Source organism: Microbacterium sp. LWO12-1.2 (genome assembly GCF_040675875.1).
Classification (GTDB): domain Bacteria; phylum Actinomycetota; class Actinomycetes; order Actinomycetales; family Microbacteriaceae; genus Microbacterium.
Genome location: NZ_JBEGII010000001.1, coordinates 3286815 through 3300072 on the forward strand (window position 1 = coordinate 3286815; position 13258 = coordinate 3300072).

Here is a 13258-nt window from a genome sequence, read left to right on the forward strand (position 1 = left end):
TGCACCTTCCCTGCACGGCGAACGCTGTGGTAGCGTCCTCATCATATGACAGCGATGTCATATCGTCACGCGGTCTCATCGGAAGGCCCGCGGCAGACGGACGACACACAGCAGTGGAGTTTGAGGAGCAACCATGAGGGTCCCCAGCCCGAGGAATGCACGACCCGCCCGCCGATCATGGGCGGCGGCCGGCGTCGCGGTGACGGTGAGCCTGGCCATGCTGACGCCGGTTCAGGCGTCCGCTGCGGCCGGTTCGACGTTCGCGTCATCGTTCGAGTCGACTGATGCCGCGCCCGCGCTGACCGGCACCGGCAACGCGATCAACGTCACCGGCAGCCAGTTCGCCCCCGGCAGCGTGCTCGGCGGCGTCACTGCCGTGACGGCATCCGCCCAGAACACTCCGAACGAAGGTGCAGCCTTCCTCGCCGACGGCAACGCCTCCTCGAAGTGGCTCGCCTTCACGAACAAGGCGTGGGTGCAGTATCAGCTCGCGCAGCCGCAGCCCATGGTGCGCTACACCCTCACCTCCGGCAACGACGAGCCCGACCGCGACCCGAAGGACTTCCGGGTGCAGGGCTCGAACAACGGCACCGACTGGGTCACCGTCGACGAGCGCAGCGGCGAGCTGTTCAGCGGCCGCGGCGAGACACGCACCTTCACTCTCGCGGCACCGAGCGCCGAGTACACGTACTACCGGCTCGACGTGCTCGCCACCAAGACCCCCAGCAAGAACATCGTGCAGTTGGCCGGATGGGAGCCCATCGCCGTCGACGGCGCATCGCCAGAGCCCGCCGACCTCAAGCTGCAGATCGGCAACGGCCCCACCAGCTCCGATACGGCGAAGACCGGTGTCGGGTTCACCGGCACGAAGGCGCTGCAGTACACCGGACGCCACCTCGCCGCCGGCCCCGCCTCGTCGACGAGCGTCCTGTACGACGACGTCGACCTCGCGGTCGCGGATGACAGCGAGCTGTCGTACCTCGTCTTCCCCGTGCTCGACGGCGAGCAGACCTACGCCGCCACGTTCGTCGCGGTCGACCTGACCTTCGATGACGGCACCTCGCTCTCCACCAGTGGCGCCGTGGACTCCTACGGCTACGGTGCGAACGCGCGGCAGCAGGGGCAGTCCAACGTGCTGTGGCCCAACCAGTGGAACAAGGTGACGGTCGACCTCGGCCAGTTCGCCGGACGCACGGTCGACGACATCCTCTTCACGTATGACCACCCAGGGACCGACGTCAAGGGCGTCGAGGTGCCCACCGGCGAGACCGCCTTCAGCGGCTGGCTGGACGACGTCGCGATCGGTGCGGCCGAAGAGCTCGACACCACCGACGGACTCGTCTCTTACGTCGACACCCGCCGCGGCACGAACTCGACCGGTGGATTCTCGCGCGGCAACAACCTGCCGGCGACCGCGTGGCCGAACGGCTTCAACTTCATCACGCCGATGACCAACGCCGACAACGTCGGCACGCTCTACCAGTACCAGCGCGCCAACAACGCGCAGAACCTGCCGGCTCTGAACGGCATCGGCTTCTCGCACCAGCCGAGCATCTGGATGGGCGATCGCAACCAGATCGCCGTGCTGCCCGCCGCGAACGCGAACCCCACATCGTCGCTGAACGACCGCAAGCTCACGTTCCGTCACGAGAACGAGACCGCCCGGCCCGACATCTACGGCGTCGAGTTCGACAACGGCATCAACACCGAGGTCACCGCGACCGACCACGGCGCGATCTACCGCTTCGAGTTCACCGGTGACGCCAGCTCCGTGCTGATCGACCAGCTCGTGAACAGCTCGAAGCTCACGATCTCCGGCGACACAGTGAGTGGATGGGTCGATGGCGGATCCGGCTACCCCGGGCGCACCCGCATGTTCGTCTACGGCACGTTCGACCGCGAGCCCACGGCATCCGGCGCGACGACACGTGGCGACCGCAACGGCACGGCGCGCTACGCGGCCTTCGACACCACCACCGACCGCACGGTCGAGCTGCGTCTGTCGTCGTCGTTCATCTCGCAGGACCAGGCGAAGGCCAACCACGGCTTCGAGCTCGAGGGCGTCTCGTTCGACCGCGCTCACAAGGCGGTCCGCGATGCATGGAACGAGCGACTCAGCGTCGTGCACGACGTCAAGGGCGCGAGCGACACCCAGCTGGTGACGCTGTACTCGAGCCTGTACCGCCTGAACCTGTACCCGAACTCGCAGTTCGAGAACACGGGTACGGCCACCAAGCCGGTCTACAAGTACGCCAGCCCGGTCTCCGCGACCAGCGGATCGGCGAGCGACACGCAGACCAACGCCGAGATCGTCGACGGCAAGATCTACGTCAACAATGGATTCTGGGACACGTATCGCACGGCCTGGCCGCTGTACTCGCTGCTCTACCCCGACGTGACCGAAGAACTCGTCGACGGCTTCGTGCAGCAGTACCGCGACGGTGGATGGGTCGCGCGGTGGTCGTCCCCCGGCTACGCCGACCTCATGACCGGGACGAGCTCCGACGTCGCTTTCGCAGATGCCTATCTCGCTGGTGCCCTCAGCACCGACACCGCGCTCGAGGCATACGACGCGGCCGTCAAGAACGCCACCGTGCTCCCGGAATCCAACGCCGTCGGGCGCAAGGGTCTCGGGCAGTCGATCTTCCTCGGCTACACCGAGGCGAGCACCCACGAGAGCGCGTCGTGGGGGCTCGAGGGCTACATCAACGACTTCGGCATCGCCGAGATGGCGAAGGCCCTCTCGGAAGACCCGAAGACGCCGACCGACCGCGTCGCACAGCTGAAGGAGGAGGCGACGTACTTCGAAGCACGGGCCGAGCACTACGTCGAGATGTACAACCCCGAAGCGGGCACGTTCACCTCGCGCAACGCGGACGGCAGCTGGACCTCCGGCGCCGACTTCGACAAGAAGGCCTGGGGTGGCGCGTTCACCGAGGCCAGCGCCTGGACCTTCGGATTCCACGCCCCCCACGACGTCGACGGTCTCGCCGCGCTGTACGGCGGACGACAGGAACTCGTCGACGTCATGCACGACTTCCTCACCACGCGGGAGAAGGCGGACTACTCCGGCATCCACGAGGCACGCGAGGCACGCGATGTGCGCCTGGGCATGCTCGGGATGTCGAACCAGATCGCGCACCACATCCCCTACGTGCTCGCCGAGGCGGGCGACCCCTCAGGGGCGCAGGAGCTGATCCGCGACATCCAGGACCGCCTCTTCGTGGGTTCCGACATCGGCCAGGGCTACGCGGGCGATGAGGACAACGGCGAGTTCTCGGCCTGGTACGTCTTCTCGGCCCTCGGCTTCTACCCGCTCGAGGTGGGATCGGGGAACTACACGATCGGTACGCCGCTGTTCGACAGCGCGACGCTCTCGATCGGCGGCACCGACCTGGTCATCAACGCACCGGGAGCGTCGGCGGGCAAGGACTACGTCGCGGGTGTCAGCATCAACGGCACGGCCGTCGAAGAGACCACGTTCGACGGCGATCTGGTGCGCGAGGGAGGAACGCTCGACTTCACGATGAGCGCTGAGCCCTCGGCCTGGGGCAGCAAGGACCTGGGTGAGGAGCTCGAGGTGCCCACCACCCTGGTGGATGCCACGAAGGTCGGCCGCGGCACGCTCACGGCCACCGACGGGACTCCCGTCGGCTCGCTGATCGACGACAACATGAACTCGAAGGTCACCTTCGCAGGCGATTCGACCGAACTGGTGTGGACCTCGCAGTCCGGACCGGTCTCGATCGGTCAGTACACGCTGACGAGCGCCGCGAAGGCGGATGCTCCGTCGAGCTGGACGCTGCAGGGATCGGTCGACGGCAAGACGTGGACCGAGATCGACAGCCGCGAGGGCGAGACATTCATGTGGGACACCCAGACCCGGCCGTTCACGGCTCAGAACGCGGATGGCTTCACGAGCGTGAAGCTCACGCTGACGTCGAAGAGCGAGACGCTGTCGCTGTCGGAGGTCGAGCTGTTCGCCTCGTCATCCGCCGCCGACGGACTCCAGATCTCGGCCGGCGCCCCGCAGCGGGTGAAGGTCGACACCGAGTTCACCGGTTCGCTCGCGACGATCGTCGGCACCGAGACGGAGGCCTCCGGCTACACCGTCACGGTCGACTACGGTGACGGCGCCGAGATGACCGATGTGAAGCTGGTGCGCGATGATCTGGGTGGCTGGAAGGTGAGCGCACCGCACACCTTCACCGCTCCTGGCACGTACTCGGCTGCCGTCACGGTGCGCGACTCGAGCGGCGCAGTGGCCCAGACCACGGCGACCGTCACGGTCTACCGCGACGAGACGCTGGTCGGCGCGTTCAACAACGTCTGCATCGGCGACCTGGGAGTCACCGCGGCCAACTGCGATTCGCAGGGTCACGGCTACTACCGCGACAAGCTCGTCGCCGACGGGTTCGTGCAGGGCGAGACGCTGACCATCCCCGGCACCGAGTTGACGTACGACCTCCCGGCGATCCCGGCAGGTGCACCCGACAACATCACCGGCGAGGGCCAGACCGTGCGCCTGTCGCTCGGCTCCGGCGCCACGCAGCTCTCGTTTATCGGAACGGCGACCGAGAGCAACCGCGACTCGGAGGCCGTGCTGCACTTCACCGACGGCAGCACGCAGACGGTGACGATCAGCCTCGGCGACTGGGTCGGAGCATCCGGCAACCCCTACAAGCAGAACACCGTGTTGACGATCTCGGAGGGTCGTCTCTCCGGGACGGGTGCGGAATCGGGAGGCGCCAAGAACACGGCGATCTTCGCGACCGCGCCGATCACGCTCGATGTCGATGACAAGGGTGCCCCGAAGGTCGTCGAGTCGCTGACGATGCCGAAGGAGCCGGGTTCGTTGAACGACGGACGCGTGCACATCTTCGCCATCGGTTCCGACGGCGACCGCTCGGCCGCTGCACCGCTGAACGTCGAGGCCGGCACGGTGTCGGGTCAGATCGCCGGTGAGGCATTCGACGCGACGCTCGCCACGGTCACCGGCGGTGCCGGAGACAGCACCGCGATCGTCAACTGGGGTGACGGTTCTCCCGTCGCCGCGGTCGATGTCGAGGACGGCGCCGTCGCCGCCGGTCACACCTACGCCACGGCGGGCACCTTCACGGTGACCGTCACGGCGGACGACGGTGTGCAGTCGGCGGATGCGACGCTGGAGATCGCGGTCGAGGAGCCGGAGCCCGAGTACGCTCCGGAGATCGCGGCACCCGAAGAAGCCCACCCCGGCGACTCGGTCGAGATCACCGGCACCGGCTTCGCCCCCGGCGAGAACGTGTCGATCCGCATCGACGACGAGGAGGCGGTGGTCGTGAAGGCTGATGACGACGGCGCGATCCGCGGCGACATCATCGTGCCGGAGGATGCGGTGGATGGCGATCACCCCGTGGTGGCGCTGGGCGACGTCTCGAACGTCGAAGCCCGGACGTCACTCCGGGTCACCGCCGAGACCTCGGCGCCGCAGAGCACCTCGGTCACCCTGACCGCGGGCACAGACGACGCCGTCGCCGGCGAGTCGGTCGAGCTCACCGCGACGGTCACCCCGGCCGGCGCGGCGGGCAAGGTCGACTTCATCGAGGGTGACACCGTGGTCGGCTCGGCCACCGTCACCGCAGGCACTGCGACGGCCGATGTGCTGATCGCGACCTCGGGTACGCACACCTTCGTGGCGCGGTTCGTGCCGTCGGACCCGGAGGCCTACCGCGGCTCCGAGTCTGCGCCGCTCACGCTCGAGGTCCGAGGCACCCCGGTGCTGGAGGCCGAGCTCGTGATCGGTCAGAAGAGCGTGATGCAGGGCGGCAGCGTCGAGGTGATCGGCCGCGGCTTCGCCTCGGGTGAGAAGGTCACCCTCACACTGCACTCCGACCCGATCCGCCTCGGTGAGGTCACGGCAGACGGCACCGGAGCGTTCCGCGTGCAGCTGACGGTGCCGGCATCCGCTCCGGTGGGCGCCCACACGCTCATCGCGGAAGGCGTCGACTCCGGTCTGAGTGCCGAGGGCGCCCTGCGGGTGACCGCTGCGGCCGGTGGCGGCGACGGACTGGCAGGAACGGGTGGAGCGATCCCTCTGACGCTCATCAGCCTGTTGCTGGTGCTGCTCGCCGCCGGTGGCGTGCTCGTCGTCCGCCGGCGTCGCGTGGAGTCCTGACCCCCAGGGGCTCCGCATACCGAAGCCGCCCATCCCGTTCCCCGGGGTGGGCGGCTTCGTCGTCGTCCCTGCGGCGCTGAGGGGTCAAGACACGCTGCGCCTTCGCATCCGCACACGGCGTGTCTTGACCCCTCACCGGCGGGATGCGGCGGTCAGACCGAGGTGAGTCCGTGCGGCGCGACGTTCAGGCGCTCGCACCCCTCGGCTGTCACCACCACGATGTCTTCGATACGCGCGCCCCACTCGCCGGCGAAGTAGATGCCGGGCTCGATGCTGAACGCCATGCCTTCGCGCAACACGAGGTCGTTGCCGGGTGCGATGTACGGCTCTTCGTGTACCGAGACGCCGATGCCATGGCCGGTGCGGTGCAGGAACGCCTCTCCGAGTCCCGCGGCGGTGAGCACGTCGCGGGCGGCAGCATCGACCTCTTCAGCGGTGGCCCCTGGACGAGCAGCATCGACAGCGGCCTGCTGTGCGCGCACGAGCACGGAGATGCGCTCGGCGGCGGCGGGGTCGGGCTGTCCGACGACATAGGTGCGGGTGCTGTCGGAGTTGTAGCCGCTGGGCACGGCACCGCCGATGTCGACCACCACGATGTCGCCCTCCTGGATCACGCGATCCGAGACCTCGTGATGCGGATCCGCACCGTTCGGCCCCGAGCCCACGATCACGAACTCGACCGTGCGATGTCCCTCCGCCACGATCGCCTCGGCGATGTCCGCCGCGACCTCGCGTTCGGTGCGACCGGCACGCAGCCACTCCGGCACGCGGCGGTGCACGGCGTCGATGGCGTCACCGGCACGGCGCAGTTCCGTGATCTCGGCGTCGTCCTTGACCATGCGGCTTTCGCGCAGCACCGGGGTCGCGAGTTCGAGGGTCACCCCCAGCCGCTCTCCGATCGGAATCACGTGCAGCGCCGGCAGGGCATCCGAGACGCCGACGCGGGTCACGGTGCCCAGCGCCTCGGCGACGAGGTCGTACGGGTTCTCGCCGTCGACCCAGTCCGCCAGGCGCAGGCCGAGCGCACCGACCGCTGTCGAGCGCACCTTCGCCAACTCCATCCGCGGCACCACGACGGTGGGGGCGATATCGGGGCCGAGGACGAGGGCGGTCAGACGCTCGATCGTGTCGCCTTCGACGCCCACCAGATACTGCAGATCCGGACCCGGGCCGACGATGATCGCGTCGAGTCCGGCGTCGGCCGCGAGGGCGGCGGCACGGTCGAGGCGGCTGGCGTAAACAGACGAGGAGAAGGGCAGAGTGCTCACGGCGTCCACGCTACTGCGCGCGATCGCCGGTGTCTCCGCCCTTCTCGCGCAGACCGCTGTCGTCAGCTGATGGCGAGACGAATGCGCTCAGCGAGCAGCTTTCTGTTCGCAGATGTCAACTCGAGCAGGGCGTACGCGGTCGGCCACATGGTGCCGTCGTCGAGGTTCGAGATGGGCTCGAAGCCGAAGGTGCCGTAGCGCACCTTGAACTTGCTGGCCGGCTGGAAGAAGCAGAGAACCTTGCCGTCCTTGCCCCATCCCGGCATCCCGTAATAGGTGCGCGGCATGAGGTCGGGGGCGACCTCGGTCACCAGCTCGTGCAGCGCGGTGGCGAGCTTCTTGTCGCCCTCGTCGGGCAGCTTCTCGATGGCGGCCCTGAGGTCGGCTTCGCCCTCGGCTCGCTGCTCCTCGGGAGTCTTCTTCGCGCGGGACCGCCGAGCCTTGGCCTCCTTGGCAGCTGCCTGCATGGCCTCGCGCTCTTCGGCACTGAAGTTCTTCTCGTTGTCGGCCACGGCCGTTCCTTTCGCGATGCGATCAGTGATGACTTCAGAGTAGGGATGCCGTCGCTCACTGTGCTTCTCGATTCGTGATCGATCGAGAACGGCATCGCTGCCAGACTGGCGCCATGACGACTGTCTTCACCGGCCGCATCCGTCCGCTCTCCCCCACGATCGAGGCGGAGGCGGAGGCGATGGCTGTGGAGGACGGGCGGATCGTGCAGGTCGGGACTGCCGCCGAGCTGGCCGAGCGGTTCCCGGACGCCGACACCATCGCCCTTGACGGATGGGTCATGCCGGGCTTGATCGAACCGCACGGGCATCCCTCGTTCTCGGCGATCGTTTTGTCAGACCTGGTCGTCGACATCCGCCCGGTGATCGTCCCGGATGCCGATGGTGCGCTCGAGACGATCCGGCGGGCCGTGGCGGATGCCGAGGGTGCCGTGTTCGTGAACGGATGGGATGCGCTGCTGCAGCGCGGGCTCCCCGACCCGGACATGCGCTACCTCGACGAGCTCGCCGGATCGGTGCCGCTGGTCGTGATCCACAACTCGGGTCACTCGGCGTACTTCAACGCGGCCGCCGCGAAGACCGCGGGCATCGACGAATCCACGACGGACCCGGTCGGCGCCTCGTTCGGTCGTGCCGACGACGGCGCGCTCACCGGCGTCGCGCTCGAGGCCGCCGCGGTGGAGATGGTCCTCGCTCCCCTGCTCGCCACCGCGCAGCGGCACATGCCGGCGTTGCTCGCCGGTCACCTGCGCGATCTCGCCGCGCGCGGGGTCACCACGGTCTCGGACCTGTCGTGGAACTCCGAGCTCAACCCCCTGATTGCGGCGCTGCGGTCGAGGGGCCAGCTGCCGGTGCGACTGCGCTGGTACGAGATGTCGCGTCCCGGCGGAGTCGCAGCCCCGCGCGGCGACGCCGATCCGGTGTTCCGGCAGACCGGGGTGAAGACCTGGTCGGACGGCTCTCCGTGGATCGGCAACATCGCCACGTCGTTCCCCTACCTCGACACGCAGGCCACGCGGGATCTGGGACTCGAGCCGCACCACATCGGTCACGCGAACTACACGCCCGATGAACTCCGGGCGATCGCCGAGCCCTATGCGGCCGGTGGATGGCAGCTCGCCTGCCACGCGCACGGCGACCGCGCGGTAGACGCGACCCTCGACGTGTACGAGCAGATCATCTCTCGCCACGACCTGCACGACCATCGATTCCGGCTGGAGCACTGCGGGGCCATGACGCCGGCACAGTTCGCACGCGCAGCCGAGCTCGGCGTCACGGTCAGCCTCTTCGTCGACCACATCACCTATTGGGGCGAAGTGCTGGTCGACGACCTGTTCGGCCCGGAGCACGGCGGCGCCTGGGCGGATGCCGGAGCGGCATTCGCTGCGGGGCACCGTGCGACCTTCCACAACGACGGCTGGGTGACCCCGAACGAGCCGTTCCGCAACATGGCCGTCGCCGAGACCCGCACCACCCGCAACGGCTTTCGGATGCCGGGGGGCACGCCGGTCTCGCGCGAGCAGGCGCTCCTCGCGCACACGGCGAACGCGGCATGGCAGCTGTTCAGTGAGCATGAGGTCGGATCGCTGGCCGCGGGTTTGTTCGCCGACTTCCTGGTGGTCGACCGTGATCCCGTCACAGTTCCGGCAGAAGAACTCGCGCAGACCGTCGTGCTGTCGACCTATCTCGCCGGCGAGCGGGTGGTCTGACTCACGGACGGCGAGGGTCCGCGTGCGGGGCTAGGGTGAAAGTCATGGACCTGCGTGTCGCGGCGTACGCGGTCGTCACAGACGACGACGGCCGGCTGCTGCTCGCGCGCTGGACCGAAGGTCGCCGTGTGGCGTGGACCATGCCCGGCGGTGGGCTCGAGCCGGGCGAACCACCGGAAGACGCCGTGCGCCGTGAACTCCGCGAGGAGACGGGCTACAGCGTCAAGGTCGGAGAACTGCTGGGTGTCCACTCCCGCGTGATCCCGGCGACACAGCGGGTACAGAAGGCGGCGGAGCCCTTGCACACCCTGCGCATCGTCTACCGTGCGCAGGTCACGGGCGGCAAGCTGCGGTTCGAGACCGACGGCTCGACCGACATGGCGGAGTGGTTCTCCCGCCGCGCGGTCGCCGATCTGCAGAGGGTCAAGCTGGTCGACATCGCGATGCGGATGGCCGGCATCTACTGACCGGTCAGTCCCGACGTTCCTCCGGAACGGAGATGTCGGCCACTGTCGCGCCGTAGGCGGCGATCAGATCATCCGCGTCGACGAACAGGCTGTAGCCGTGGGCCCCCGCGCCCATGGCTATGCGCTGCCCGACGATCGACTCGTCGGCGTAGATCGGCCAGTCCGTCGTGCTGCCGATGGGGACGATGGTTCCGCGCTCGTATCCGGTGGCCGCCAGGGCGAGCTCCGGTTCGGGCAGCCGCAGCTTGTTGACGCCCACGAGGGCGCGCAGCTTCGGCCACGAGATCGAGCGTCCACCGGGCACCAGGGCGAACAGGTAGGTGTCGTCGGCGCGCTTGACCACGAGGGTCTTCACGATTCCGGATGCCGGAATGCCGAGCAGCTCAGCCGCCTCGAACAGGCTGTTCGCCTGCGGCCGCTCCCTGATGTCGATCGCCAGTCCTCGTGCCGCGGCGGCATCGCGGACCCGGGCATGCTGATCGCCTCCGTCACCCGAAGGTGCGGAGGCGGGATCAGTGGAAGTCACGCGTCGGGAGCAGACAGCGGGTCATCGGCGACCCAGAGCTCGTCGTCGGCACGAAGCGCCTGCCATGCCGCGTACAGCACGCCGACGGCGGCTGCGGCACCCAGGATGATCGCGATGACCGAGCCGAGACCAGGGCCGCTCTTCTGGGGCTTGGTGGCCTTGCGGACCTGCTTCTCGATGCCCAGACGCTTCGCGTTCGCGACATCCCATGCGGTCAGTGCACTGCCGACGACTCCGCCGACGATCGGGACGACCCTGTCGTCGACGACGTGCTTGCCGAAACTGACACCACGGTCCACTACCGGGGCGACCCGGCGGTTGTAGGTGTCCTGGACCACGGGCAGCACCTGCTCGCGACCGAGGCTGCCGAGCTGACGGCTGGCCTCGCGGGCGACATCGGCGGCGTGGCCGACCAGAACCTGCTGCGACTCCCAGAGCTGGGTCGCGTCGTTCTGCAGTCGGCGCAGTTCCTTCTTCCGCTTGCGGCTGAGGCTCACGATGTTCTCCTGTCGATTGGAGGTGCGGGTTCCCCATCTTGCCAGAAGAGGCTGGACGCGAGGCGGGAAAACACCTACCCCTTGCCAACTCGGAGGCCACGATGTACCTTCTCTGCCTCTCTTCGGGCGCGGGAACAAAGCCAACTCATGGGAAGCTCTGCGAGAATGAAGCCATGCCTCACGCCTCTCACGTCGCAACCCTGCACACCAACCACGGTGACATCGTCATCAACCTCTTCGGTGACCACGCCCCGAAGACGGTCAAGAACTTCGTCGGCCTCGCCGACGGTACCCAGGAGTGGACGCACCCCGCCACCGGCAAGCCGGGCGAGGGTCCCCTCTACAAGGACGTCGTCTTCCACCGCATCATCCCGAACTTCATGATCCAGGGCGGAGACCCGCTCGGACAGGGCGTCGGCGGCCCCGGCTACAACTTCGACGACGAGATCAATAACGAGCTGAACTTCAACGCTCCCTACATCCTCGCGATGGCCAACGCCGGCCTGCGTCGCAACGCCATCACGGGCAAGCCCGAGGGCACGAACGGCTCGCAGTTCTTCATCACCACCGACCCGACGCCGTGGCTGCAGGGCAAGCACACGATCTTCGGCGAGGTCGCCGATGACGCCTCCAAGGCTGTCGTCGACGCGATCGGCGCCGTCGCCACCGGTGCGGGCGACCGCCCCATCGAGCCGGTCGTGCTGCAGTCGATCGACATCGTCGCGGCCTGACGACAGCTGCGGCCGATCCGGATGTCGACGCCTGAGTTCACGAGCAATCGCGACAACTTCTGCTACCGGCATCCGGATCGGCAGAGCTTCGTGCTCTGCCAGCGCTGCCTGCGCACCATCTGCCCGGAGTGCCAGACCCCGGCACCCGTCGGGGTGATCTGCCCCGAGTGCATGCAGGAGCAGCGCAAGAATCGCACCCCCGCGCAGAAGCGCGCCGAGCGTCGCTGGGGAGGTCGCGGATCCGTCACCGCTGTACGCAGCGGCAAGCCGATCGTCACCTATGCGCTGCTCGCGATCACTTCTTTCATCGGACTGCTGCAGCTGATCCCGGGGCTCGGCCCTCAGATCACCGATGCGCTGCTCTTCGCAGCGCCCTATCTCTACCCGAGCATCTCGCCCTACCCCTTCGAGCCGTGGCGCCTGCTCACTGCCGTCTTCGTGCACGGCGGGTTCGTGCACCTGGCCCTGAACATGCTCGCGCTGTGGATGCTTGGGCAGAGCCTCGAGCCGATGCTCGGCCGCGCCCGCTACCTCTCGCTGTATCTGATCAGCGGCCTGGGCGGATCCGTGATGGTCGCGGTCCTCGCCCCCACCACCGCAACGGTGGGTGCGTCCGGTGCCGTCTTCGGCCTGATGGCCGCGCTGTTGATCATCGGTCGGCACATCGGGGCGAACGTCACCGGGATCCTCGTGATCCTCGGCATCAACTTCGCCTTCGGGTTCTTCGTCGGCGGCATCGCCTGGCAGGCGCACCTGGGTGGCGCCATCGTCGGCGCCCTGATCGCCTTCATCTACACCCGCACGAAGCGGCGTGAACAGCGCATCTGGCAGATCGTCCTGCTCGCAGTGACCGTCGTCGCGCTGCTCGTCGTCGTGTTCGTCGTTCCCCCGCTGATTCTCTTGTCCTGATCCCGAGTTGTTAACAGGGTTGTTAACCCCTGTGAATAACACCGGTGTAATTCTCCCCAGGCTGTGGAGAGATCTGTGGATAACTTGTTGAGGGCTTGTGGGGTCCTGGGGAGTGGGGAAAGCGAAGGGCCCCTCGCTCTGCGAGAGGCCCTTCGGGAAGTGTGTGGTGCGGGTCAGCGCCAGCGGGTGGTCATCAGGAAGCCGATCAGGGCGATGCCAAGGCCGATCGCCAGGTTCCAGTTGTCGAGCCCCGGAATCGGGAACTGCATCCCAGAGATGTAGAACACGAGGATCCACACCAGACCCAGCAGCATGAAGCCGATCATCACCGGCTTGAACCAGACGGCGTTCGGAGCTGCCTCGCCCTCGGCGCGCTCGACGACGGGTTCTTCACTCTTGCGCTCTCGTGCCATTCCGTCATTGTACCCAAGAGTGCTGTCTCGAATCGATGCGGGTTCTCGGCCTCTTCGGCATCCATTCAGCAC

General features: G+C 67.7%; 10 protein-coding genes. 5 read left to right on the forward strand and 5 right to left on the reverse strand.

Annotation, left to right across the window (positions count from 1 at the left end; translation table 11 throughout):
• Positions 1–133 precede the first annotated feature (133 nt).
• A complete protein-coding gene (locus tag MRBLWO12_RS15730) occupies positions 134–6157 on the forward strand; it encodes a GH92 family glycosyl hydrolase (protein ID WP_363557120.1) in 6024 nt (2007 codons plus the stop codon).
• A gap of 152 nt (positions 6158–6309) precedes the next feature.
• Here the strand turns inward: MRBLWO12_RS15730 and MRBLWO12_RS15735 are convergent, their stop codons facing one another.
• Together MRBLWO12_RS15735 and MRBLWO12_RS15740 are read right to left on the reverse strand one after the other, a co-directional pair.
• Positions 6310–7425: a M24 family metallopeptidase gene (locus tag MRBLWO12_RS15735; protein ID WP_363557122.1), complete on the reverse strand. Its 1116-nt coding sequence runs from the start codon at positions 7423–7425 to the stop codon at positions 6310–6312.
• A gap of 62 nt (positions 7426–7487) precedes the next feature.
• Positions 7488–7937, reverse strand: a complete 450-nt coding sequence (locus tag MRBLWO12_RS15740; RefSeq protein WP_363557124.1) for a hypothetical protein — start codon at positions 7935–7937, stop codon at positions 7488–7490.
• Positions 7938–8050: 113 nt separating this feature from the next.
• Between MRBLWO12_RS15740 and MRBLWO12_RS15745 the strand changes: the two genes are divergently transcribed.
• Both MRBLWO12_RS15745 and MRBLWO12_RS15750 read left to right on the forward strand, forming a co-directional pair.
• Positions 8051–9643 (forward strand): amidohydrolase, encoded by a 1593-nt coding sequence (locus tag MRBLWO12_RS15745; protein ID WP_363557126.1) that lies wholly within the window; start codon positions 8051–8053, stop codon positions 9641–9643.
• A gap of 44 nt (positions 9644–9687) precedes the next feature.
• Positions 9688–10110, forward strand: coding sequence for an NUDIX hydrolase (locus MRBLWO12_RS15750; protein ID WP_141873616.1), 423 nt, complete (start codon positions 9688–9690; stop codon positions 10108–10110).
• 4 nt (positions 10111–10114) lie between these two features.
• On the opposite strand, the gene MRBLWO12_RS15755 is transcribed toward MRBLWO12_RS15750, so the two are convergent.
• Both MRBLWO12_RS15755 and MRBLWO12_RS15760 read right to left on the reverse strand, forming a co-directional pair.
• Complete coding sequence (locus MRBLWO12_RS15755; RefSeq protein ID WP_414685488.1) at positions 10115–10636, reverse strand: aminoacyl-tRNA deacylase; 522 nt, start codon at positions 10634–10636, stop codon at positions 10115–10117.
• Entirely contained in the window at positions 10633–11133 is a 501-nt protein-coding gene (locus MRBLWO12_RS15760) for a DNA helicase (RefSeq protein WP_363557128.1), read from the reverse strand. The genes MRBLWO12_RS15755 and MRBLWO12_RS15760 overlap by 4 nt, the downstream gene beginning before the upstream one ends.
• 173 nt (positions 11134–11306) lie before the next feature.
• Here MRBLWO12_RS15760 and MRBLWO12_RS15765 point away from each other — a divergent pair, with 173 nt between their 5' ends.
• Both MRBLWO12_RS15765 and MRBLWO12_RS15770 read left to right on the forward strand, forming a co-directional pair.
• A complete protein-coding gene (locus tag MRBLWO12_RS15765; protein ID WP_141873620.1) occupies positions 11307–11864 on the forward strand; it encodes a peptidylprolyl isomerase in 558 nt (185 codons plus the stop codon).
• Between the two features lie 21 nt (positions 11865–11885).
• Positions 11886–12773: a rhomboid family intramembrane serine protease gene (locus MRBLWO12_RS15770; RefSeq protein ID WP_363557130.1), complete on the forward strand. Its 888-nt coding sequence runs from the start codon at positions 11886–11888 to the stop codon at positions 12771–12773.
• 173 nt (positions 12774–12946) lie between these two features.
• Here MRBLWO12_RS15770 and MRBLWO12_RS15775 read toward each other — a convergent pair whose 3' ends face one another.
• Complete coding sequence (locus MRBLWO12_RS15775) at positions 12947–13186, reverse strand: cell division protein CrgA (RefSeq protein WP_363557132.1); 240 nt, start codon at positions 13184–13186, stop codon at positions 12947–12949.
• Positions 13187–13258 lie beyond the last annotated feature (72 nt).